This window comes from Flavobacteriales bacterium, assembly GCA_016712535.1.
In the GTDB taxonomy this organism is placed as follows: domain Bacteria; phylum Bacteroidota; class Bacteroidia; order Flavobacteriales_F; family PHOS-HE28; genus PHOS-HE28.
The window spans coordinates 1,332,058-1,356,665 of sequence record JADJQW010000002.1 but is presented as its reverse complement, the minus strand read 5'-3'; the positions used below and the strand labels follow the sequence as shown (position 1 = coordinate 1,356,665).

Genomic DNA, 24,608 nt, shown 5'->3' with positions numbered 1-24,608 from the left:
AACGGCGCGGCTGCTCCAATGGAGCGGCCGCGTTGCTTTGCGGCATGCCGAATCGACCATCAAGTGCTTTCATCCTGCTCATGGCGTTCGGGTGCACCTCGCCGAATGAGCAGGGCAACCAGCCACAGGAAAGGAATCCGGTGATCGAGGCCCGCGCAATGGCTCTGGCCCTCGAGGGGCTTTGGATGCCTGAGGGCTATTGCCGTTGTTTGGAGCAGCAGCGTTCACCGTTCGCATGCCGGGAGGTGATCACTGATATCCTCGTCATGGAAATGAAGCGCAACGCCGCCGGTGATAGCCTGCGCTGGAGCTGGTACGGCACGCATGAAGGCGGCACGGAGGCCATGCTCGGCTTCGACACCGCGACCAAGGCGTTCAGAAGTCGTCCTTCAGATGACCCGCATAGAGACTGGGGCGAGCTGCTGATCGAGGCGGAACAGGATCCGGACCGGCTTTCGATACGGCGAGGTGGTGATAGCACGCCCATGCTTTTCGTTCGGACCCGCTCAGAGCACGAGGCGATCAACTCGCGCACCCTCGCCGGCCGCTACCTGCGCGCAAGTGATTCGAGCGTGGTGGTCCTTGATGCCGAAGGCAGCATTGCAGGCCTCGTCATGAACCGCTATGAAGTGCTCACGGATTTCGCCTTCGGAATGGAGGATGGCGATATCGTCTTCTTGCACGGTCCTGGTTCGCCTGAGGTCGGTATCGCTCACCGCTTCAAATGGACCGGGAAGCGCCTGCGTTTTGAGAGTCTGCTGCAAGAAGCTGAGCCAGGAACGACCGATACGGCAGCCCGCCTGCATGCGCTCACGCTCGAATGCATCGAGTAGGTCCTTCCACCTCATTCACTCCCATTCGATGAACCCGGGAATGAACTGCATCTGCGGCAAGCGTGCTACTGGCATCACCCTATCCGGAGCCTAGATGCTCGATCAGATCGCGACGCTCGCACCCGGATTGCTGCCATGCTATATGTCCCTCATGGGCGAACCGAGAATACGGGCTGCAGACGACCGCCGCGAGCGACATCGCGCCGGTGCCTGCATCCATCATGGGCGCCTCACCCTCAGAACTGGGATCCCACTTCCGGTGCTGCGCGATCATAGCCGCCGCCCCCGCTGGGGGCTGCCACAGATCCCGGCGCAACATGCCTGGATGGCATGATGCGCTTCTTCTCAGGACTTGATGCGTGCGCGAATCGCCTTCACCTGGGAGGAATCGATCGCGAAACAACGGGCACTTGCATCGGACCGATGGCCATAGCAAGCCATCGCACCACACCTGCTCGAATGCGCGTGCCCGTCGAATCTTCGCATCGGAGCCCTCCGATCCAAACACCTGAAGCCGTCACCCAGAAAGAAGAAGCCCCGGCTTGCGCCGGGGCTTCTTCAATTCCTCAACCTTGATCAGCGCGCCAACTGCACGCGCTGCACGCGGTTCCAATCGGCGGTGCTCACTTGAACGGCATACTGGCCGCTCTGCAAGGCACTCATGTCGATGGTGCCCACGCTTCCCGCCTGGAGATTCGCTGGCGCATCGATCACCGTGCGGCCGCTCATGTCGAGGACACGCACGCGCGCTGCTCCCTGCACGCCACCGAAGCTGATGTAGAGCAGCCCATCCGTCGGGTTCGGGTACAGGCTGAACCCGCTGCCACCAGCCTCCTCGATGCCGACAGCTCCGCAGCCAACCGACCAGCGCAATGGGAGAGGCACCAATCCATCATCGCAGGACCCGGCGGAATTGCTCTGGATCCGGAGCGTGATGGTGTTGGACGCGTTCTGCGAGTTCACCGCGAAACCAGCGAGGTTCCCGCCGTTGTTGCCCTGGTAGATCACCGTCGATCCATCATCCGGACCGTTGTATACGATGATGCGGTCACCAGCGAGCATCGGACCTTGCAGGAACTGGATGGTGGTGGGCACCGGGATCTGCGACACGTACGTGTACCACCGGTCCTCATCGTTCTCATAGCAGTACTCATAGTTGTCGAAGCCACAGGATACGATGTGGCAACTGTCGCTCGGGTAGGTGAGCGAATCGCTCAGGTAAGTGCAACCCGGCTCGCTCAGGTCCGTGACGCCGAAGATCGAGAGGTCGTCTACCTCGTATGGCCCGAAGGTGTAGATACCGATGGCCGTTACGCTCTGGGACTGGCTGGTGATCACGTTCTCGATGGTCATTCCATCTGAACTAGGTGCTGCAGTCACGATCACCTCAGTGGTATAGGAGCGGTGCAGGCAATCAGCGATGAGGTTGTAGCTCACACCAGGAGCAGCGCATCCGGTGCAGGTCACGTTCCATTCCCAGGGATCGTAATTGGTGCTGCCCGTGCATGCGACCGACGGATCGGAGGTGAAGGTCATGTAGAGGTTCTGTCCGGTGCTGGTCACGTTCACCGTCTCGTAGGTGAAGGCCGCGCCCAGGATCGCACTGCCCGCTGGGCCCAGGTTCGTGGTGCCCGCTCCGTGACTGAAGAGGATCGGGCTGCTGGCATCGGGACCATCGTAGATGGTCAGGTCATCCCACGTGTTGCTCTCCACCGTGCCGCGAACGAATGCGAGGTTGATCGTGGCGCCTGGAGTAGGCGCTTCCCAAGCCCAAGCACGGTTGTCGCTGTTCACGTAGCAGTAGGTCTCTGTGAGCGGCGATGATCCGCAGAGGAAGGTGGGGCAGAGCGGGTTCACCAAGCTGCCGGAAGAGATGCTGCAGAGGCCATTGGCTGCATTCACGATGGTCACCGATACAGGGGTACCGCTGGTGAAAGGCCCTACCGTGTAGGTGCCGGCCGCATTCGCGGTAACCTCATCCGCGCCACCGGTGTTGGTGATCTGCATGCTGCTGGCGCTGCCCAGGCTGCTGATGTTCACCGAGACCGAGTACTGGAAGTTGGAGCAATCCTGCACGATGCCGAAGGTGGCCGTAGGCGGCACGCAATCGAGGCAGTCCACCGAGAACTGCACAGGGTTCTGCACCGCGCTCGTGGCGCAATCGGTGAAGCCGTTGGCCAGGATCCGCACCGTCATGCGATGCTGGGGGTTGGTGGTGAAGAAGAAGAGGCCCGTGATGTCCGTGGCGTTGCCGTTACCAGAGTAGATGAGCGGTGCGTTGATGTCGCCACCATCGTATACCTCGACCAGGTCACCGACGAAGACGGTGCCCGCCGTGAAGAGGATGCCGAGCGGGAAGGTGCCGGTGCCCTGGTAGTAATAGCGCACATCGTTGTTGTTCGCGTAGCAATAGCTCACGGTGATCGGCGTGCCGCAGGTGATCAGCTCGGGGCAGGTGCCGGTGTCGGTGAAGTTGCCCTTGGAGATATCACAGAGGCTGTTGCTCTCGTGGGCGAGGGTCACATTCACGATCTCCCCGAAGTTGAAGGGCCCGATGGTGGTGACGCCGAGCGGGAGGCCGGTCTGCGTGGTGGGCGCACCGCCATCAACCGTGTAGATCACCGAAGCAGTGGTGGCATCACCCGTGCTGGTCACGTCCACATCCAGGCTGAACTGGTCGTTGGCGCAATCGTCAACCACGGTCACCGTGCCTTGCGGGATCTCGCAATCGAGGCAGACCACCTCCCACTCCCAGGCGTCGTAGGTGGTGGTGGGGAATGGCCCACCGCATTGCACCGAGCCATCCGAGCTCATCTCCATGAAGATCTGGCCGGTGGTGCTGTAGATCTCGACCCCGTAATAAGTCGTGAGCGCATTGTTGATGGCGCTGCCCACCGGGCCGAGGTTGTACGCCTGCGTATTCGTGTGCTCGAAGACCAGTGTGCCTGTGGCATCAGGGCCATCATAGATCCGCAGGTCGTCGAAGGTGTTGCTCTCAATAGTGCCTCGGATGAACCGCAGCCGCAAGGTGCCCGTGCCGATGCTCTGGTACTCCCAGGTCTGGAAGTCGCTCGGCTCGTAGCAATAGGTCTCAACCAGCGCCGGGGATCCACAGGGGATCAGGTTCGGGCAATCGCCGCCATCGGTGATCACGCCCAGCTCGATGTTGCAATCGGAATCGCTTTCATGCTGCACGAAGACCGAGACGAGGTCGTTGATGGTGAAGGGCCCGAGCGTGGTGATGCCGGCCGCGATCCCGGTCATGGTCACGGGCGTGCCGCCATTCACGGCGTAGACGATGGTCACGGAGCTGCCATCACCTGTGCTGAGCACATCCACGTCCACGCTGAACTGGTTGTTCACGCAGTCATCGACATTGACGGCCGTGGCCTGAGGCAGCTGGCAATTGAGGCATTGCACCTGCCAGTTCCAATTCTGGTAAAGGCCATCAGCGCAAGAGTTGAATGGGCTGGTGATCAATTCCATGTGAAGTGAACCGCTGGAACTGGCCACGAACACATCGCTCAGGTCGAAGTCGCCCTGAGCGGTGTGCTGGAAGAGGATCGGGGCGGTGTTGTCCGTTCCGTCATAGATGGTGAGCAGGTCGTTGAAGCTCGCTTCGATGTTGCCGCTGATGAAATCGAGGATCAGTGAGCCCGAGCCCCCGAGTGAAGTGTAGTTCCACACCTTCGTCTCATCGTTGTTGTAGCAGTAGCCGAAGGATTGCGCTGCCTCGCCGCAGAAGATGTACACCGGGCACTCGCCAGTCTCCACGATCAGGCCGAGGTCCTGGCTGCAGTCCGGATTGGTCTCATGCTCAACCAGGACGGCCACCTCTTCGCCCGGGAAGAAAGGACCCAGTTCCGTGATGCCGGTGCCCACGCCAGGCAGGCTAAGCACCGAACCGAATACATCGTAGGTGATGGTCACCGTGGCGCCATCGCCGGTGGAGATGACATCCACGTTGATCATGAAGAAGCCGCCAGCGCAATCCTCCACCACCGTGGCAAAGGCCAGGACAGGCGAACAATTCCCGAAGAACTGCACGCTGGTTTCGATGCAGGTGCCTGACTCTTGTGTGCAGGCATCATCCACCGTCCAGTGCGGGTAGAGGTCTGCCGTGCTGGTGGCGGTGAAATCCACGATGGCAAAACCCTGCGCCACCACAGGCCCTCCGGGAGCGCCTTCACGAACGGTGATGTAGCCACCGGACTCCAAGCGGAAGCGGTAGGTGGCGCCGCTCTGGATGCCAGTGACCTGCGAGTACTCCGACTCGTAGCTGCAAGTTGAGATGCTGGTGACCGCGCCACCAGCATCCGGGGTGATGGCCCCGCTGGGGAACAGGGTTTCGTTCTGGCAATTCCCTTGAGCAAGGGCTGGTGCCGAAGCTATCAGCGATGAGCCCAGCAAAACGCTGAGCAGGCGTCCAAGTCGAGACATGGTCTTGGTTTTAGGTCCGTTGAGTTGGCGTCGAAGGTAGTTTTTTGAACCTGCCATCTCAGCGCGTTCGAACTACCTGTCAACAACGCTTGTTGGAAGGCTCATTCGTACGTGCCTTGCCGCTAGTCCTCAGGGTCTTGCGTACGCCTTCTTCACCGCCTCAAAGGCAGGCTTCGGGTTGCCTTCGTAATCGATGATGCTCCAGCTAGGGCCGGGCCAGCAGTCGTTGAGCTGCCAGAGCAAGGTGCCCATGCAATGCGGACGGGCATCCAGGTGCGCATCAATGGCCATTTGATATGCCTTGGCCTGAACCCATTGGCTGGCCTGCACGAACTCGCCGAAAGTCTCGGGCCTATCCCCTATCTCATTGTCGATCGCCTCCCAGATGGGCCGGTCGGTCTTGTAGCTGCGCTGCATGCGCTTCACCGTGGAGGAACCGAGGTACAGGCTGTCCGCAGGGTTGTACTTGGCCAGCAGCGCACTATCGGGATAGCTCTGGAAGCCCCACTCGCTCACGAAGCGGCCCACGTTGTTCTTGAAGGAAGAGAAGGTGCTGTCGCCGTGCCAGACGCCCCAGTAGTGGAGGTCGCCTTCGGTGAGGCCCTTGACGTTGCCCCAGTTGCTCACCGGTGATGAGGGCAGGTAATCGAGGCTGCCCATCTCTTCCACCCACTTCGCGAGCGTCTTGTTGAAGAAGTGATCATTCACGGACTCCACCTTCACGGAATCCGCGCCGTGGATGCCATAGCGATCCTGCCAGCCCCAGTTCCGCCATGCCACCGCCAATTCGTTGTTGCCGCAGAAGAGCGCCAACGAAGGATGCACGGAGAGCCGGCGGTACTGTTCCTTCACTTCCTCCCCTACGTTCCTCTCGAACGAGCGGATGTCGAACGGAGCAAGGCTGCCGAGCATGAAGTCCTGCCAGATCATGATGCCCGCGGTATCGCACGCATGCAGGAACTCTTCCGGCGGATACACGCCGCCGGCCCAGATGCGCGCCATGTTCATCCCTGCGCCCTTCATGCTGCGGACGAGATGAAGCCAGGCATCGTTCGCGCTCGGCCCGGGCAGCATACTAGGCGGAACCACGTTGCAGCCTTTGATGAGAACGGGAACGCCGTTCACGATGAACTGAAAGGACTTGCCCGCCGAGTCGGTTTCCTGCGCCAGCGCCACCGTACGTAGGCCAAACTCCTGAGACCACTTGCTCAATAAGCGCGAACCCTGGAGGAGCTGCACTTCCATTGGGAGCGTCGCAGCGCGTCCCATTCGACCCGGCTGCCAGAGGTCAGCGCTGTCCAAGAGGAATCTGACGACGTTGGCCGAGCGGTGCGGCGGTCGCATCGATAGCTGGTGCTTGTCACCCAGCCGCACGATGAGCATGGTGACGGAGTCCGAAAGCGCCGTGGTCTCGATCAGGCAGCTCGCCATGAGGGATTCCGTTCCCGTGTTCAGGAAGGCTCCAGCACGTAGGATGCGGTCATCGCTCCACCCCCTGAGCTCCACGCCCTTCCAGATTCCGCTCGTCACCAGGCGCGGGCAGAAGTCCCAGCCGAACTGGTAGGCTGCCTTACGGATGTAGGGGCTGACACCGCTGGGATCGCTGTCGTGCGGCAGTTGGATACCGTAGGAGTCACGCAGCTTCGCGCCTTCCTTGATCGGGCTGCGGACGATGACCTTCAGCTTATTCTCACCCAGGCGCAGCAAGGGCTTGATGGGCCACTCCCAGGTGCGGAACATGTTGTCGGCCTTGCCGATGAGCGAGTCGTTGAGGTAGACCTCCGCGAAGGTGTCGAGGCCCTTGAAGACGAGATCGAGGTGCTGGTGCCGTAACAGCGTATCGGCTACGAAGAGCGTGCGCCGGTAGATCCAGTCCTCGTTCTCGATCCATTGCACACTGTCGATGTTGCTGCCCTGCATGTAGTCGGGGATCAGCCCGTGCCGCAGCAGATCGGTCTGCACTACGCCAGGGACTTCGGCGCTGCGCCAATCCTCTTTGCCCGCCTGCGTGAAGCTCCATTCTTCGTTAAGCGGGATATGGACCTCCTGTCCGAGAGCAGCAACCCTCAACCCGACCCAACCTGCAACCCCCAACCAACGCCTCATCTGAGCCCCGCTTTCACCAATGCATTCAGCACCCCTTCGATCTTGGCCACGTCAGGTTCCGTCTCGAAGCTGACGCCCACGTTGGTTGAACTCATGGAAGCACCGTGCGAACCAGAGGACTTCGGCTTCTGCGCCGCGAAATGCACTTCGCGCACGCCTGTCCGCCCCACCAGCTCCACCACATTCCGCGGATTGATGCCGCCCGCTGCAGCGATCGTGAGCCGATCACCTGCGCGCTCAACCATCGCTTTCAAAGGCGAAGCGCCATCCATGGCCAGCGTCTCACCGCCAGAAGTGAGGATGCGATGCAGGCCGAGCTCGGTGCAATCATCCACGGACCGCAGCATGTCTGCTGCATGATCGATGGCACGATGGAAAGTGATCTCGCTCTCCGGTGCCAATCGCATCACCTCGCGGAGGAGAGCCACGTCCGGAGCACCTGCCTCCGTCAACCCGCCGGTTACGATGCCCATGGCCCCGCCGCCGAAGACCTCAGCATCGACCAGGATGGCGTGCGCCTCTGCGCCTTTGTACACGAAGCCGCCGGGCGCAGGACGCACCAGCACACGCACGGGAATCTTAACAGCGCCGCGGATCGCATCCACAAGGCCATTGCTGGGCGTAACGCCCCCGCAGGCCAACCAGGTGCATACCTCCACGGTATCCGCACCAGCGGAGGCCGCAGCAACCGCTTCCGCGAACGAGGCCACGCACACCTCCACAGCCACCCGCATGCAGCGAACATAAGCGCCGCCGATGCAACAAGGTGCTGAATGCAACGTAGCAAGGCGCCATGCCCAATCGACCCATAGCCGCTGCGGTACTTGTGCTCGTGCTCCTCACCGGAGCCGGTTCCGCGGCGCACGCCTCAGATACTGGGGACAGCCTGCGGTTCGTGCTCGATGCGGATGCCACGGCCGCAGAGCGCGCCAGAGCGCTTTGCCAGCTTTCGGGCCGCGTATTGGCGCATGATCCCCAAACTGCACTGGCGCACGCCCTCAATGCCGTGCGCATGGCAGAGATGGATGGCGATCAGCTCTTGCTCCACCAGGCGCTGGCCGCGCAGCGCATCGCACAGCTGCGGCTCGGCATGGTTCCCGAGCACCTGAACTCCACGCTCCGCTCGGTGGATATCGCACGGGCGCTCGGCGATGCTGCCTTGTTGAGCAACGATCTGCAGGAGCTATCTCAGTGCTACCGTGCCGCCGACCGTTCGGAGCAGGCCGTGGAGCATGCGCGTCAGGCCTTGGCCATCACCCTTCCCATGCGCGATGCTTCAGCGATTGCCAGAGCCGAGCGATTCCTGATGGAAACCTTGCTCAGGGCGGGGAGGCACGACGAGCTCTTGCGCAGCACCGAACGGTCCCTGGCCAACACGGCCGCGCTGCCCGCCATTGAACAGGCCCGCCTGCGCTGCCTGGTGGCACGCGCGCTGTTGGCTCAGAACAGGTTCAGCGATGCCCTTCCGCACTTGGTCTCGGCACAACGCTCCATCGGTACTGATGGGACTCCGCAGGACCGCTTCGACCTGGCCATGGACATGGTGGCTTGGGCGGCGCAAGCCGGGCGCATCGCGGATGGTGAAGCGCATCTTCGCGAAGCCGAGGAGCTCACGGGCGAATTGCCTGCTGGGAGCACCAGCCTTCAACTGAAACGAGCCCGGTACAGCCTTGCTGCAGCGGCCAAGGATTGGAAGAGTGCCCATGACCTGATGGTGCGCATCGCTCAAGAGAGCGATTCCGCGCAGCGCGCCGGACGGCAGCTGGCATTGGCCGGCATCCTCATGGCGCATGAACAGGATGCCCATGAGCAGGACCGAGACGAACTAGCCGAACGCGCAGCTCGTTCCGAAGCCCAATTGACCGATCAACTCGCCAACAACCGGGCGCTGATCGCTGCCCTTGCGGGATTGGCCGTTCTCAGCGCGGCGCTTCTTGTGCTGGCCCGCCGCCATCAGCGATCCGCCAAGAGGAGCAAGCTGAAGAGCGCTGTGATCGAGAGGCAGAAGGAGGAGATCCACGCCCGCAGCCTCGAGCTGCAGCGCCAGAACATGCGCCTGGCCGACACCCTGATGCGCGAAGAGCGGAACGGCATCGCATTGGGTGAGATGCACCACCGCCTGAAGAACAACCTGCAGGCCATCGACTCACTGCTGCAGATGCAGTGCGGTGCCTTGAGCGACCCTGCGGCTGAGCGCTTGCTGCGCGAAGCCAGCGGGCGGTTGCGCGCCATGGCCCTCGTGCATCAATCCATCTACCGCCTCGGAGACGATAGCGCACTGCCTTTGCGCGAACAGCTCCATGACCTGGCCCGCAATGTCCTGGTGGCCCATGGCCGGCACGACCGCGTATCAGTGTCCATCGACGCGCAGGCCATTGAATTGAGTGCTTCCGAGATGCTGCCGATCAGCCTCATGGTGAACGAGCTGCTCACCAATAGCCTAAAGCACGCCATCGCTCCGGACGCCATCGGCTCCATCCGCATGGTGGCGCGCGCGGAAGGCGCGGCCCTCAGCCTTCGGTATTGCGACGACAGTGCCATGGCAGCGGGTTCACTGCGGGAGGGAAGCTTCGGCATGGAGCTCCTGAGCGCGCTTGCAGGGCAGCTGAACGGCTCCATCACCTGCACACCAGGGCTGCAGACCACCTTCTGCCTGGATCTGGCGCCGGATAGCCTCGCCCTCCGCAAGGCATCCTGAGCGCCCGAACATGGCCGACTATCTTCGGCCCCGCTCAAAGCAGAGCGCACGCGCGCGAACCGATTCCTGCGCAGCCTTCCTCTAAACATGGATTTCCATTCTCTCGGCATCAGCGACGACCTGTTACAGGGCCTCGATGCCATGAACATCAAGGTTCCAACGCCCATCCAGCAGCAAGCGATCCCTGCTGCCTTGGGCCACCGAGACCTCATTGCCTGCGCGCAGACCGGCACCGGAAAGACCGCTGCCTTCCTGCTCCCGCTCATCGATGTGATCACCGGCTACAGGCCGAAGGAGGAAGGCAGCATCCGCGCGCTCGTGGTGGTGCCCACACGCGAGCTCGCCTTGCAGATCGATCAGCAGATGCAGGCCATCGCCTACTACACGCCCATCACGAGCATCCCGCTCTATGGCGGCAGCGATGGCAACACCTTCGACCAGCAGAAGCAGGCGCTCACCAGCGGCGTGGAAGTAGTGGTGGCCACCCCGGGCAAGCTGCTCAGCCACCTCAACCTGGGCTATGTGCCCGTGAAAGGCCTGGAGTTCCTGGTGCTCGATGAGGCCGATCGCATGCTCGACATGGGCTTCATCGACGACATCAAGCGCATCATCAAGTTCCTGCCTGCCGAACGGCAGACCCTGATGTTCAGCGCGACCATGCCCCCCGCCATCCGCGAATTGGCCAAGCAGGTGCTGCACGACCCTGTGGAAATCACCATCGCGCTGAGCAAGCCGGCCGAAGGCGTTGACCAGCAGGCCTACGTGGTGTACGACATGAAGAAGGCCGATGTGCTGGAGAACATCCTGCGCTCCAACGAGGCCACCAGCATCGTGATCTTCGCCGGCCGCAAGGTGGAGGTGAAGAACCTGAACCGGCACCTGCAGAAGCGCGGCTTCAGCTGCAGCGGCATGCACAGCGACCTGGACCAGAGCGAGCGCGAGGCCACCATGCTCGCCTTCCGCAATCGCAAGCTGCGCATCCTGGTGGCCACCGATGTGGTGAGCCGGGGCATCGACATCGATGACATCGACCTGGTGGTGAACTATGATGTGCCGAAGGACCCCGAGGACTATGTGCACCGCGTAGGCCGCACCGCCCGCGCCGCGCGCAAAGGCACGGCCATCACGTTCGTGAACGAGAAGGAGATGCGGGAGTTCGGCCGCATCGAGGCATTGATCGGCTATGAAGTGAAGAAGATGCCCATGCCTGCCGGCCTTCCTCCCGGACCTGCTTACGACCCGCAGGGCGGGAAGCGTGAAAACAGGAACGGCCCCCGCCGAAGCGGAGGCCGAGGGTCCGGTCGTGGCGGCAGGCGCTAACGCTGCACGAACTTGGCCTGATTGGCTTTGAGCACGGCAACGGCATCCCATGCCTTGGCAGCCTTGCCCACGCGCTCAATGGCCACCTTCTGCATCACCACATCCTCGTTCGGCTTGTCGCCGCGGCCACGTGGAACACCCGCAATGGCATCCACAACATCCTGGCCTTGCACCACGTAACCGAAGACCGCATGACGGCCATCGAGGTGCGGGGTGGGCCCGTTGGTGATGAAGAATTGGCTGCCGTTGGTCGCGGGGCCCGCATTGGCCATGCTCAAGGTGCCGGCCCGCGTGTGCTTCAGATCGGGATGGATCTCATCCGCGAAGGCATAACCGGGATTACCGGTGCCTGTGCCCAGCGGGCAGCCGCCTTGGATCATGAAGCCGGGGATCACCCGATGGAAGATCAATCCATCGAAGTACGGCGTGCCTTCCGGCTTCGCGGTGTTCTTCATCTTGCCTTCGGCCAATGCCACGAAGTTGGCCACCGTCATGGGCGCCTTCTCGTGCTCGAATCGGATCAGGATCGCGCCTTTGTTGGTCGTGATGCGGGCGTAAACGCCTTCGGGCAGTGTTTCCACGTTCTTCTTGGTTGTTTGGTCGTCCGCGGACGCGCCATCGCTACTGGAGCAGGCCGCAACAGAGAGGGCCAAGAGCGCGGAACAGAGGTACGTGAGCGGCATGTGGTTGTGAGTATTTGTGTTCACCGATGGGCGGCAAATGTATGAGGACGAGCCACCGCTCTGCGAGGCATGGCCTCCTGATGCCAGAAGACCGAACAATGGTGGGCGCGGCTGGTTTACATTCGCCAGCCCTTGACGGGCCACACACATGCAAGCCACCGACACCCTAGCCGGACTCAACTTCGAACTCAGTGAAGAGCAGCTCGCCGTGCGCGATGCGGCGCGCGATTTCGCGCAGAACGTGCTCAAGCCCGGCGTGATCGACCGCGACCGTGAGCAGCGATTCCCAAAAGAAGAGATCCGCCAACTCGGCGAGCTCGGCTTCCTGGGCATGATGGTGAGCCCCGAGTACGGCGGCGGCGGCATGGACACCATCAGCTATGTGCTGGCCATGGAGGAGATCAGCAAAGTGGATGCGAGCACGAGCGTGGTGATGAGCGTGAACAACAGCCTGGTTTGCTGGGGCCTGGAGCACTTCGCCAATGAAGAGCAGAAGCGCAAGTACCTGGTTCCGCTGGCCAAGGGCGAAGTGATCGGCGCCTTCTGCCTGAGCGAGCCCGAGGCCGGCAGCGATGCCACCAGCCAGCGCACCACGGCCATCGATATGGGCGACCACTATCTGCTGAACGGCACCAAGAACTGGATCACCAACGGCGGATCCGCCAGCACCTATCTGGTGATGGCTCAGACCGATGCGGCGAAAGGGCACAAGGGCATCAATTGCCTGATCGTGGAGAAGGGCATGCCCGGTTTCGTGGTGGGCGCCAAGGAGGATAAGCTCGGCATCCGCGGCAGCGACACCCATACCCTGATGTTCCAGGATGTGAAGGTGCCCAAGGCCAACCGCATCGGCGCCGACGGCTTCGGCTTCACCTTCGCCATGAAGACCTTGAGCGGCGGCCGCATCGGCATCGCTTCACAAGCGCTGGGCATCGCCAGCGGTGCCTATGAACTCGCCTTGGCCTACAGCAAGGAGCGCAAGGCCTTCGGCAAGGCCATCAGCGAGCACCAGGCCATCGCCTTCAAGCTGGCCGACATGGCCACCGAGATCGAGGCCGCGCGCCTGCTCTGCCTGAAGGCCGCCTGGCTGAAGGACAGGCACCTGAACTACGACCAGGCCAGCGCCATGGCCAAGGTCTTCGCCAGTGAGGTGGCCATGCGCACCACGGTGGAGGCCGTGCAGGTGCATGGCGGCTACGGGTACGTGAAAGAGTACCACGTGGAGCGCCTGATGCGTGATGCCAAGATCACCCAGATCTACGAGGGCACGAGCGAGGTGCAGCGCATCGTGATCAGCCGGGGCGTGCTGAAGGGCTGAACCCATCAGGCCATGCTTTCACCGGGCGATCGTTGACGGTCGTTCATCCACAGCGGATAACCGCCGCATTCGCCCCGTCTATATTTGGCCGTGCCTCCAAGGGCCCCGGGCTCAGTGCCCAACACCTCGCACCGCATGCGTTCACCCAACCGGTTCCTGCTCCCGCTGGCGCTGCTGCTCCTGGCCTCCTGCGTGAGCCGCCGCAGCGTCAACTACCTCAACGACCCTTCGCTGACCCCCGGTGCCAGCAAGCTGTTCGAGAACCAGAAATTCGAGTACCGCCTGCAAGTGAACGATGTGCTCAGCATCCGTGTACTGGGCCTCGATGACCAGACGCACCGCTACTTCAACATCGAAGGCCCCGGCGGCGGCATGGGCGTGAACGATGCCATGCTCTACGTGAACGGCTTCTCCGTGGACAAGACCGGCAATGTTCATCTTCCGCAGGTAGGCAAGGTGAAGCTGCAAGGCCTCACCGTCGGCGAGGCGCAGGACCTGGTGCAGCGCAAGATCAACGAGTACTTCACCAACGCCACGGTGATCATGAAGATGGTGAACTGGCGGGTAAGCGTGCTCGGCGCCGTGGGCCGGCCCGGCACCTACATGGTGTACAACAACCAGATCACCATCCTCGATGCGCTCAGCATGGCCGGAGGGCCGCTCGAGCTCGCCGACAAGGGCCATGTTACGCTGATGCGCCAGAGCGACCGCGGCGTGCAGGCCCTGTACGTGGACATGAGCACCACCGATGTGCTGCGCTCGGAATACTACTATCTGCTGCCGAACGATGTCGTCTTCGTCCCTCACCTGCGCGCACGCCCAGCGCGCATCAATCTCGAGATACTCTCCATCATCCTCACCACGCTGAGCACTGCAGCCGTGGTGTTCACGGTGGTGAAGAACAACACCCAATAGCATGGCCGCGCAAGCCTCCGACGTCATCGACCTGCGCGCTGTTGTGCGCAAGATCCTGCGCCGATGGTGGTGGTTCGCCATCACGGGCATCATCGCCGGTGGGCTCGGGGTGGCCTACCTGAAGACCACCCCCAAGACCTACATGGTGAGCGCTCGCATGCTCATGGGCGAAGGCGACCGGGGCTTCGGCGGGCGTCAGGAGGACTTCCTCAAGGGCATGTCGCTGGTGCGCGGCAACTCGCAGCTCGAGGACGACATCGCCCTGCTCACCTCGCGCAGCATGATGGTGAAGACCCTCAACCGCCTCGATTTCGGCGTGAGCTACTACACCACCAAGCGATACCTCACCCAGGAGCAGTACAGCTTCCCGCCCTTCCGCGTGCAACTCGATTCGGTGAGCGTGCAGGTGACCGGTATACCCATCCATGTGAAGGTCGACCGCGCCACAGGCACCTACCGCGTCACGGCCAAGGGGAAGAACGTGATGCTGTACAACGTTCAGAAACAGGAGATCATGGAGGCCTATGTGCCCGAGTACGACTTGGATCAGACCGTGCCCATCGGCGAACCCTTCGTGGGCGACCACCTGAGCTTCCGCATCGAGTTCCCGGAGGACCGGGAATACAGCCCGGAGACCGATTACTTCTTCAAGATCAACAGCCTCGACGCCCAGGTGATGAATTACGGCGGGCGCCTGAGCGTGAGCGAGCCCGATGACAACGGGCACGTCATCTCCCTCACCATGGCGGGCGCCTCGCCATCGAAGGACATCGCCTTCATCAATACATTGATGGACGCCTTCATCGAAACAGCGCTGTACAAGCAGCAGCAGAAGGGCCTGCGCACCATCGACTTCATCGACGATCAGCTCGGCCTGGTGGGCGATTCGCTGCGCCGCGCCGAGAACGAGATGCAGCAGGTGCGCAGCAGCACCAGCATGTTCAATGTCGTGGGCACCGCCGATGCGCTCGCCCAAGAGCGATCGCGGCTGGAGAACGAGCGCAGCAGCATCCAGCGCAGGCGCTCCTATTGCATCAGCGTGCTCGACAAGATCCGCTCGCAGAGCGACATGCGCAACGTGCCCGCCCCTTCATCAAGCGGCATCGACGACCCCGTGCTCAACAACCTCGTGCTCGAGATCACGCGGCTGAGCTCCGACCTGGCCGCGCGCACGGGCACCACCGGGGTGAAGAACGACCCCACCACCATTGCCATGGAGCGCAAGCTCAAGAACCTCACCCAGTCGCTGGAGCAGACCGCTGCCAGCCTGGTGGAGCGCGCGGAGATCGACTACAACGAGATCACCAGCCGCGTCAATTCCATCGGATACCAGCTCGGGCAGATCCCGCGAGAGGAGCGTGAATTGGGCATCAAGCAGCGCAAGCTCGACCTGAGCGGCGGCCTTTACAATTACCTGATGGAGAAGAAGGCTGAAGCGGGCATCGCCATCGCATCGGACCAGGTGGACAAGAGCGTGGTGGACCAGGCAAGGTCCATCGGAGGCGCCATCGGGCCGGACAAGAAGGTGGTGCTCGGCGGCGCGCTGTTGATCGGCCTGTTGCTGCCTGCATTGCTGATCGTCCTGCTCGACTTCTTCAACGACCGCATCAACGACCTCGACGAGCTCAAGCGCCTCACCGCTTTGCCTGTGCTCGCCGTGATCCCGATCAGCAAACGACGCCGCATCACGCCCGACGAGCCCAAGAGCCTGCTGGCCGAATCGTTCCGGACCGCGCGCATCAACCTTCAATACCTCAAGGCCAACGCACCGCGGCAGGTCATCGGCCTTACCAGCGGCACAAGCGGCGAAGGCAAGACCTTCTGCGCCGTGAACCTCGCCACGGTGCTCGCGGTCTCCGGCAAGCGCGTGCTGCTCATCGATGCGGACATGCGCCGGCCGAACGTGAGCCGCACCATGGAACTCCCGGATGGGCCTGGACTGAGCACCTGGCTGATCGGCGAGGCCGATATCGCGGGCATCACCGTGCGCAGCGATGTGCCGGGCCTCGATGTGATCGGTGCCGGCCCTATTCCGCCGAACCCCGGCGAGCTGGCTGAGAGCCCGCGCATGGCCGAGCTCATGACGACCGTTCGCCAGCGCTACGACCACATCGTGGTTGATTCCTCACCCCTGGGACTAGTGAGCGAATTCGTGGTGCTCATGGGCCACCTTGATGTCACCTTGTATGTGGTGCGCGAGCGCTATACGCGCCGCGGATCGCTCCGTACGGTGAACGAATTGGTGAAGTCGGGGCAGCTCGGCCGCGTGGACGTGCTGTTCAACAACGTGCGGGCGGACCGCAACAATGGCTACGGCTACTACACCAAGTAGCCCTGCGCATGCTCAGGTCAGAAGGCGCGCAGAAGATCCTGAAGAACGTATCGTGGCTCTTCGTTGAGCGGATCCTCCGATTGGGCCTCGTGCTGCTCACCGGCGTGGTGGTGGCCCGCGCGCTGGGCGATGAACTCTTCGGTCAGCTCAATTACGCCACCGGCTTCGTTGGCCTCTTCTTCGCGCTCGGCGCCATGGGCATCGATGAGATCCTCGTGCGCGACCTGGTGCGACACCCCGAGAAGCGCGATGAGCTCCTCGGCAGCGCCGCTCTGATGAAGCTCTTCGGCGCGCTTTTGATGGTCCTGCTCGCTACTGCCGGGTCCTTGCTCAAGGGCATGGATGGGCTGACGGTCACCCTCATCATCGTGATCGCCTCTGCTGAGCTGATGCGGCCCGTCGGCGTGATCGAGCAATGGTTCATGTCGCAGGTGAAAGCAGGCCCTGTGGCCAAGGTGCAGATGGCGCAGGCCCTCATCTCCTCTTCCGCGAAGCTCGCACTGGCCTGGGCGGTGCATACCGGTCATGCAGAAGGCCGTCCAGCGCTCATCGGCTTCGCGTGGATGTATGCCTTGGAATATGTAGTGCTGTCTTCGGGCTACCTCACCATATTCAAGCACGATGGCTTGCAATGGCGCCATTGGAAGGCCACGCGCGACATGTCCCTGCGGCTGCTGAGCGAATCGTGGCCCATGCTGATCTACGGCATGGCGCTCTTCGTGCAGGCGCGCATCGATCAGGTGATGATCAAGGACATGCTCACCGCTACCGACGGTGAAGAAGCTGCCTTCGCCGAGGTAGGGCAGTACAGCGTGGCCCTGCGCATGATCGAGGCGCTCGGTTTCCTGCCCATGATCGTGCAGAGCACCCTGGCGCCAGCCATCACCAAGGCCAAGGCAGTCTCACACGCATTGTACACCGACCGATTGCTGAACCAGTACCGCCTCATGTTCGGGCTGTTCCTCGTTACAGCGATCCCGCTGTACCTGCTCGCTGAACCCATCGTGGTGCTGCTCTTCGGGGCTGAATTCGAGCCGGCCGGCGTGCTCCTCGGCCTCTTCGCCATCCGCCTCTTCTTCACCAACATGGGCACCGGCAAGCGCAGCTTCATCACCAACGAGGGGCTCTTCCGCTACTCGCTGCTCACGGCGCTGGTGGGCGTGGCGCTCAACGTGGGCATCAATTGGCTGCTGATCCCCGAATACCGCTCCATCGGCGCCATCTGGGCCACCATCATCTCTTTCTCCGTTAGCATCTTCGTGCTCGACCTCCTCATTCCGCGCACCCGGGAGAACCTTCGCCTGATGCTCACCGGCATATTCACCTTCTGGAAGTTCCATCGCGCCGCATGATTGCGCCCTCCCGCCATCTCGTCCCGCTGAAGCCAGCGCCATACGCCGATCGCGCATGCCCGAAGTGCGGCCAATCGAATCCGCGCGTGCTCGGGGTCGCGTTTCCCGGCATCCACATCCTCGGTGAATACCAGTGCAGCTCCTGCGGCTACCGCTTCTGCCATGACCTGCCTGTTGGCTTCGCGGTGGATTACGACCTCGCCATCGGGATGGATGATGGCGTGCTCCATAATCCCAAGCAGGTGCGCGATTGGGTGCATGGCCCGCTGATGCAGGGCTTCCGCGCGCCCAGCGATGCCGAAGTGCGCATCGAGCGCCGCGTGCTCCGGGAATGCAAGCGCGTGGTGCTGCTGGACACGCTCGATTTCCTCTATGGGCATGTGCTGCTGAAGCTCTGGAACGCGCAGCACTACCTGGATGAGCATCCGGACCTCGGGCTGGTGCTGCTGCTCCCGCGCTCCTTCGAGTGGCTGGTGCCCCCGGGTGTTGCCGAGGTGTGGCTGGTGGACCAGAAGCTCAGCCAGGCGCACGGCTGGTACCGCAGCATCGATCGGCAGGTGAAATCCTTCCTCACTGATTTCGATGAAGTGTGGCTCGGACGGGGATACGCCCATCCCGACAAGAGCGGCATCGACATCGAGCGCTACACGGGCGTGAAGCCGTTCGAGATCGAGCGCTTCGACTCGGAGCCGCCGCACATCACCATCGTGCTCCGCGAGGACCGGCTCTGGTACCGCACGCCGCTGCACAAGGAGAAGCACCGCATCCTGCGCCGCCTGGGCCTCAAGCGCATGGCCGATGCCTATTTCCGATGGGACCAGGAGCGCATGGCCCTGCGTGCCTTCCGATTGGTGCGTGAAGCCATCCCTGCGTGCACGGCCAGCGTTGTGGGCTTGGGCGATCCGTCGCCCATGCCCGCAGGCGCCGTGGACCTGCGCACGCGTGCCATGAACCCGGAGACCGAGCGGTTGTGGTGCCGCGCCTATGCACGAAGCCAGATCGTGGTGGGCGTGCACGGCAGCAACATGCTGCTGCCCACAGCGCTTGCAGGAGGATGCATCGAGATCCTCCCGAACGACCGGCTCGGCAACCTCGCGCAGGATGTGGCCCACCGCCGCCGCGATGCCATGCTTCTTTTCCTCTACCGATTCCTCGATGAGTTCGCAGGTCCGGCCCATGTGGCGCGCCATGCCATCAGCATGCTGCACGACTTCGAGCTCTTCCACCGCAACAACATCTTGAACCCGCCTCAGCATGGACGCCGCTGAAACACCATTCCGCCTGGACACCGCCGTGCTGCTCATCGGCTTCAACCGCGTGGGGCCGCTGCGCCAGGTATTCGATGCGGTGCGCGAAGCGAAGCCGCCACGGCTCTACTTCGCCTGCGACGGGCCGCGCAACGGCGCGGAGCGCATCCGCTGCGAGGAAGTGCGCGCGCTCACCCAGCTGGTCGATTGGCCGTGCGACCTCCGGACCCGCTTCAACGAGCAGAATCTGGGCTTGCGCAAAGGCGTGAGCAGCGCCATCAACTGGTTCTTCGAGAACGAAGAGGAAGGCATCGTGCTGGAGGACGACACCTTGCCTGTGCCCTCCTTCTTCCGCTTCGCGCAGGAGCTGCTCGTGCGCTACCGGCACGATGAGCGCATCTGGGTGATCATGGGCAACAACCTCATGGACGATTGGGCCGGCGCCAAAGAGGGCGACTACTACTTCAGCACGCACGGCTATGGCGCGCCATGGGGCTGGGCCAGCTGGCGCCGCGTGTGGCGGCACTACGATGTGGACATGAAGCAGTGGCCCGCCTTGAAGGAGAGCCCTTTGCTCAAGGACTTCTTCCTCGACCGCCACGAGGAAGAGCTCGCGCAGGAGATCTTCAACCGCGTGCACGAGGGACGCATGAACTCCTGGAGCTACCAGATGGACCTCACGCGCATCGCCAATCACGCGCTCAACATCGTGCCCCACGTGAACCAGATCGACAACATCGGCTTCGATGGCGACGGCACGCACACCACCGGGCCCGATGACCCGCGCAACAAGCGCACGGCGAAGGCGATCGCCTTCCCGCTGAAACATCCGCAGCACATCATGCTCGATGCGCAGCGTGATGCTGAGTACTTCAAGCGCTACATCGGATTCACGCCGATGGAGCGCATGAAGAACACCGTGAAGGATGCGCTCGGCGGGCAGGACGGCCCAGTGGTGCAGGGCATCATCAAGCTGAAGCGCAAGATCAAAGGACACTGAAACCGAGCATCGCGCAGCCGTGATCCGCAAGAGCCAGCTCTTCACCGCCCTCTTCATCCTGGGCTTCCCGGTGTTCGGGTTCGGGACCTATTACGGACTGAAGGGGAGCATCAGCCAGGGCATGATCATCTCTGTCGCACCCTTCGTCGCGATCGTGCTCCTCCATTGGATCGATGCGGTGTACCGGCATGAAGTGCGGCGCGCCGTCACCATCACGGGCTGGCTGGGCCTTGCCTATATCGGCACGCTCGCGGTCTCGCAATTCGTGGCGCTGCGCGGCGGCATACCTGGAGTGCTCACCGGCAATGCGCTGTTGAGCTGCCTGCTGTACGTCATGCCCTTCGCGGCAGCCATCGTGGTGTGCATACACGGCCGGCAAGACCTCGGCTTCGACTTCGGAAAGGTGCTCTTCCTTGGCCTTAGCGCGTTGCTAGCCATCAACGTGCTCGGCTACTTCGGCGGCGTGCGCGCCATCGGCCATGCGTTCGAGGGGCGCGCCAACCTCCCGTTCCTGCGCGGCATCTACACCGGAGCTCACCTGCTCAGCGTGTGGGCCCTGATGCTGCTGGTGCGCATGCGCGGCGCTGCGCAGCGCCCCGTTGCCACCGCATTGGCGTTGGCGGCCCTGGCCATCGGATTCTACCTGATGCTGAAGATCAACAGCCGCTTATCGACCCTCATCTTCCTGCTGCTCACGGCCCTCTTCGTCACCAAGGCCATTAAGGTGGCGCGCGGCCTCTACGCCATCTCCATCTTCACGCTTCCGCTGCTGCTGAGCTTCTCGCTGCTGGTGTACCAGGTGGTGAGCATGCCCTTCTTCGCGGCCATCCTCGGGCGCGTGTCGAAAGAGGACGTCACTTCGTTCAACGGCCGCAGCTACATCTGGGAGGCCATTGGCAATTGGCTGGCCACCGACCGCACCGGACTGCTCTTCGGCAACGGGTACAAGGGGCACTACGCGCTGCGGCTCTATGATCCTGTAGCCGTGCTCTGGGGCACCGATCACAGCTACAACATCCATTCGCATAGCACCTTCGCCGAGGTGCTCGTATCGCAGGGCGTGCTGGGCGTGGTGCTGCTCTATGTCCTATTCTGGAAGGGCTTCAATCACTACCGCGGGGAGTACCTGCGCGGCACCTCCCAAGCCCCGGTCTTCGCTGGCCTCTGCTACCTGCTCTTCATCTGGCAGATCGACATTTTCTGCTACGGCACCGACCTGGGCCACGTGATCCTCTTCAGCATGCTCGCACCGCTCTGCGCGCGCGGCGCCTCAGGTCAGGCGAATGCCCTGAACTGAAGAAGCCCGCTAGAAGCGGGCCTCTCCGGATATCCTGCCTGCGTCAAAGCACGCTGATGCGCTGTTGGCTGCGTTGACCGTCCTGCTCCACCATCACCACGTAGGTGCCCGCGCTCATGTGCTCAGGAAGGCTGAAGCTCGACCGTCCTCCTGCCACGCGACCGCTCCAGACCACCTGGCCCTGCAGGCCCACGAGCTGCACGAAGGCGGGAGCGTTGTCGGCGATTGCGATGGTGACCACCGAGCCGCGCTCCACCGGATTCGGATAGATCAGCCTGCCATCGGCACCGGCAACCGCCATGTCCTCCTCAACCGCGGTGCTCAAGCAATCGCTGTCGTTCTCCTTGATGAGGATGATGGACTTGTAGGGCTGGAGCGTGACGGAGCCGTGGTGCAGGTTGCCATCCACATCGCTCCAGCAGCCTACCAGGTCGAAGTCCTGCGCCGTGGCCAGGTCGTTCACCAGGATGATCTGGCGCTCGAGGGGATTCACGGGCACTGCCTCCACGCGCTCCAGCGACACGTTGTCGAGGTAATAGATGCCATCGGTGTAGCGGCAGGTGAACATGCACACGCCCTGATCCGTGCGGTCGCTCTGGAAGATGTGCTCCACATCGCGGCGCTCCGTGTCGTAGGAATAGGTCCGTTCGCCCACGCGCCATGGCTCATCGGCCTGGCTGTTGGCCTTGAAGCCCACGGTGAACTCGCCCATGATGTCGCTCACCACGCTGAACTTCATGCGGTACCAGGCACCGTTCTGGATGCCGACCGTGGCGCTATGGTTGAGGTTGTGCGTGCCGTAGGTGGCGTTGCTGGTGAAGCTGGTCTTGAGGCAGCCGTTATCGAGCTTCGTGGTATTGTGGGTGATGACGCCCTGGCTGGGCCAGCCGGTCCATCCGCTCACGTTGCTGCCGAAGCTGCTGTTGGGCACCGTGTTGGCTGCGAGCACCTGCGTCACTTCCATGCTGGGCAGGCGGAGCGGGCTTCGGGTGCCCGTTGGGTCCTCGTTGTGGTCGGCCTGCCAGCGCTCCAAGGTGTAGTAGTTGTGCGCGCCGGTGACGGAGTTGCGCAGGTAGATGCTGCGGTCGTTGTAAGGATTGAAGTAGTAGTTGCCCGTGAAGGTGCCGAAGTCCACCCAATTCGCGCTGTACACGTGGTACTGCTGGATGAGCAGCTGGTCCTTGTTGAGGCTGTAGAGGATGTTGTTGCTGTACACGGTGTTGTACGCGGGCACATGGAAAGGCGCAGTGGCGCCGGGGCCGTTGTAGTTGCTGTAGTCGGAGATGAAGAGCTGGATCTGGTTGTTGAAGAGCACATTGTCCTCGATCCGGTTGCCGGTGAATTCCATCGTGTGGTCCACGTACATGCCGGAGCCCTTGCAGTTCATCACGGTGTTGCCCTTCACGAGGATGTTGCGGTTGTACACATTGCCGAAGTAGATGCCCATGCAGATGGGCACGGAGTGGATCCAGCCGATGGCGCTGCTCTCCACATCGCCGCTGAGGTCGCGCACGATGTTGTCGCGGATGATGGCCCCGTCGGTGCTGTCGAAGGTGATGCCGGCGCCGTCGTTCAGGATGGCCATGCTGTTGATCACGACATTGCGCTCCACGATGGCGTTGTTGTTCACGGCGATGCCGCAATAGCCCACGTTCTCCAGGCGGTTGTCGCGCACCACCATGCCGGCGCCGTTGGTGCCGATTCCGAGGTAGCCCATGTTCTGCTCGCCGAGGCCCTTCACCACGGCGATGTTCAGCAGGTTGCAATGCTCCAGGATGGTGTTGTTGTCGAGCAGCGATATGCCAGTGCCATAGGTTCGCTGCACATCGAGGTGATGGAAGTGCTGGTTGTTGCCGGTGCTGTAGATGGCCTGGCGCGTATCGGTGAAGGTGCAGTTCAGGGCCTCCAGTTCGGAGGTGCCGGAGAGCCGCAAGCTGGCCGCGGTGTGGTGGCGCATGTGGATGCCATCGACCTTGATGTGGTGGCGCTGCCAGCCCACGTAGATGCCGTTGTCGAGCACGGCGGCCTCCACTAGCACGTTGTTGGGGTTGGCGTTGCCGGGGCACCAGATGTAGAGCATGCCGGCCGAGCGGTCGTGGAACCATTCGCCGGGGGCATCGAGCAGGGCCAGCTTGTTGCGCAGGTAGTAGCCCAACTGCCAGGTGCCGAGGTTGTTGCCAGTGGCCGTGTGCGTGAGGGTGCTGTTGCTGAAGGCCGATACGTAAGCCGTGTCGTAGCTCCAATTGGTGGTTCGGATCACGGCGGTGGCGCCGGTCCAGTAGCCGCTGGCCTGGTTCAGCTCACTATCGGTGAGGCTGGTGCTGGTGCCTTGGTCCACGCGCAGCCAACCGGTGTTGGGGAAACGCGCGAGCTCCTGCAGGGTGCCATCCGCATAAACGTACTTCACCGCCTCGGTGATGGGCGCCTTCCAGATGTTGCCGCTGTGCTGGGTCCAATTGGTCACGGCCACACTGCCGCTGATGATGGGCTGGGCCCCGGTGCCGTAGCCGCCGACCTGGATCAGGTTGCCGGCGGCGCCGCTGTTCATGATGCTCAGCTTGCCCCGGTACACCCCGCCCCGCTGGAATAAGATGCGGTCGCCCGGCTGGAAGCTGCTGCTGAGCTGGTTGGCCCGGTCGATGGTGCGCCACGCCGTGGCCTGGCTCGTACCGTTGTTGCTGTCGTTGCCCGTGGGCGAGATGTAGTAGGTGGCGCTTCGCACCGTGAGGGCCGTGAGGGCCGTGACGATGAAGAGCAGCTTCCGGGTGTTGAGGAGTCGCATGGGTCGGTGAACTTGGGCCCTTCAACCACCCTGCCCGCGCCAACGTTCGTGAAACTCGACCGGGAAAAGGCCGTTCCCGACGAACGGGGCATTCCACCGACGAACGCTCTTCGCCCTCCGGCGAAAACCAGCGGCGCGCTCCTTCACCATGGCCCATGAGAACCTCTGGACACCTGCGCGCTTCAATCGATGGCAATCGTGTGACTTGCTGCACGTAGGATAGCCAGATTGAGCCACGCATTCGCACGGATTGACACGGATGGATGCGGATGGCTACGAATGGTG

At 62.5% G+C, this 24,608-nt stretch carries 15 protein-coding genes; 10 read left to right on the top strand and 5 right to left on the bottom strand.

The annotated features are described in order from the left end of the window. Positions 1–80 precede the first annotated feature (80 nt). Complete coding sequence (locus IPK70_05510; GenBank protein MBK8226614.1) at positions 81–833, top strand: hypothetical protein; 753 nt, start codon at positions 81–83, stop codon at positions 831–833. A 576-nt stretch (positions 834–1,409) separates the two neighbouring features. Here IPK70_05510 and IPK70_05505 read toward each other — a convergent pair. The 3 genes from IPK70_05505 to IPK70_05495 all read right to left on the bottom strand — a co-directional run bounded on the left by IPK70_05505 (position 1,410) and on the right by IPK70_05495 (position 8,113). Further along, complete coding sequence (locus IPK70_05505) at positions 1,410–5,273, bottom strand: T9SS type A sorting domain-containing protein (GenBank protein MBK8226613.1); 3,864 nt, start codon at positions 5,271–5,273, stop codon at positions 1,410–1,412. Between the two features lie 129 nt (positions 5,274–5,402). After that, positions 5,403–7,343 carry a hypothetical protein gene (locus tag IPK70_05500; GenBank protein ID MBK8226612.1) on the bottom strand — a complete coding sequence of 647 codons (1,941 nt, stop codon included), beginning with the start codon at positions 7,341–7,343 and terminating at the stop codon, positions 5,403–5,405. Positions 7,344–7,375: 32 nt separating this feature from the next. Continuing rightward, complete coding sequence (locus IPK70_05495) at positions 7,376–8,113, bottom strand: copper homeostasis protein CutC (GenBank protein ID MBK8226611.1); 738 nt, start codon at positions 8,111–8,113, stop codon at positions 7,376–7,378. Positions 8,114–8,172: 59 nt separating this feature from the next. Here IPK70_05495 and IPK70_05490 point away from each other — a divergent pair, with 59 nt between their 5' ends. Together IPK70_05490 and IPK70_05485 are read left to right on the top strand one after the other, a co-directional pair. Further along, positions 8,173–10,077 carry a sensor histidine kinase gene (locus IPK70_05490; GenBank protein ID MBK8226610.1) on the top strand — a complete coding sequence of 635 codons (1,905 nt, stop codon included), beginning with the start codon at positions 8,173–8,175 and terminating at the stop codon, positions 10,075–10,077. Between the two features lie 87 nt (positions 10,078–10,164). Beyond that, positions 10,165–11,397, top strand: coding sequence for a DEAD/DEAH box helicase (locus IPK70_05485; GenBank protein ID MBK8226609.1), 1,233 nt, complete (start codon positions 10,165–10,167; stop codon positions 11,395–11,397). Here the strand turns inward: IPK70_05485 and IPK70_05480 are convergent. Then, positions 11,394–11,969, bottom strand: a complete 576-nt coding sequence (locus IPK70_05480) for a peptidylprolyl isomerase (protein ID MBK8226608.1) — start codon at positions 11,967–11,969, stop codon at positions 11,394–11,396. The two genes, IPK70_05485 and IPK70_05480, sit on opposite strands and share 4 nt — an antisense overlap. Before the next feature lie 259 nt (positions 11,970–12,228). On the opposite strand from IPK70_05480, the gene IPK70_05475 reads away from it, so the two are divergent. The 7 genes from IPK70_05475 to IPK70_05445 all read left to right on the top strand — a co-directional run bounded on the left by IPK70_05475 (position 12,229) and on the right by IPK70_05445 (position 21,541). Beyond that, entirely contained in the window at positions 12,229–13,398 is a 1,170-nt protein-coding gene (locus IPK70_05475) for an acyl-CoA dehydrogenase (protein MBK8226607.1), read from the top strand. Positions 13,399–13,533: 135 nt separating this feature from the next. Then, a complete protein-coding gene (locus tag IPK70_05470) occupies positions 13,534–14,313 on the top strand; it encodes a polysaccharide export protein (GenBank protein MBK8226606.1) in 780 nt (259 codons plus the stop codon). A 1-nt stretch (position 14,314) separates the two neighbouring features. Next, positions 14,315–16,645: a polysaccharide biosynthesis tyrosine autokinase gene (locus IPK70_05465; GenBank protein MBK8226605.1), complete on the top strand. Its 2,331-nt coding sequence runs from the start codon at positions 14,315–14,317 to the stop codon at positions 16,643–16,645. 8 nt (positions 16,646–16,653) lie between these two features. Beyond that, positions 16,654–17,997: a flippase gene (locus tag IPK70_05460; GenBank protein ID MBK8226604.1), complete on the top strand. Its 1,344-nt coding sequence runs from the start codon at positions 16,654–16,656 to the stop codon at positions 17,995–17,997. Then, positions 17,994–19,265, top strand: coding sequence for a hypothetical protein (locus IPK70_05455; GenBank protein MBK8226603.1), 1,272 nt, complete (start codon positions 17,994–17,996; stop codon positions 19,263–19,265). The genes IPK70_05460 and IPK70_05455 overlap by 4 nt, the downstream gene beginning before the upstream one ends. Then, positions 19,252–20,244 carry a hypothetical protein gene (locus tag IPK70_05450; GenBank protein MBK8226602.1) on the top strand — a complete coding sequence of 331 codons (993 nt, stop codon included), beginning with the start codon at positions 19,252–19,254 and terminating at the stop codon, positions 20,242–20,244. Before IPK70_05455 ends, IPK70_05450 begins: the two co-directional genes overlap by 14 nt. Before the next feature lie 19 nt (positions 20,245–20,263). Further along, the gene (locus tag IPK70_05445; GenBank protein MBK8226601.1) at positions 20,264–21,541 is read left to right on the top strand and encodes a hypothetical protein; all 1,278 of its coding nucleotides are present in this window, start codon (positions 20,264–20,266) and stop codon (positions 21,539–21,541) included. A 43-nt stretch (positions 21,542–21,584) separates the two neighbouring features. Here IPK70_05445 and IPK70_05440 read toward each other — a convergent pair whose 3' ends face one another. Further along, complete coding sequence (locus IPK70_05440; GenBank protein MBK8226600.1) at positions 21,585–24,323, bottom strand: T9SS type A sorting domain-containing protein; 2,739 nt, start codon at positions 24,321–24,323, stop codon at positions 21,585–21,587. Positions 24,324–24,608 lie beyond the last annotated feature (285 nt).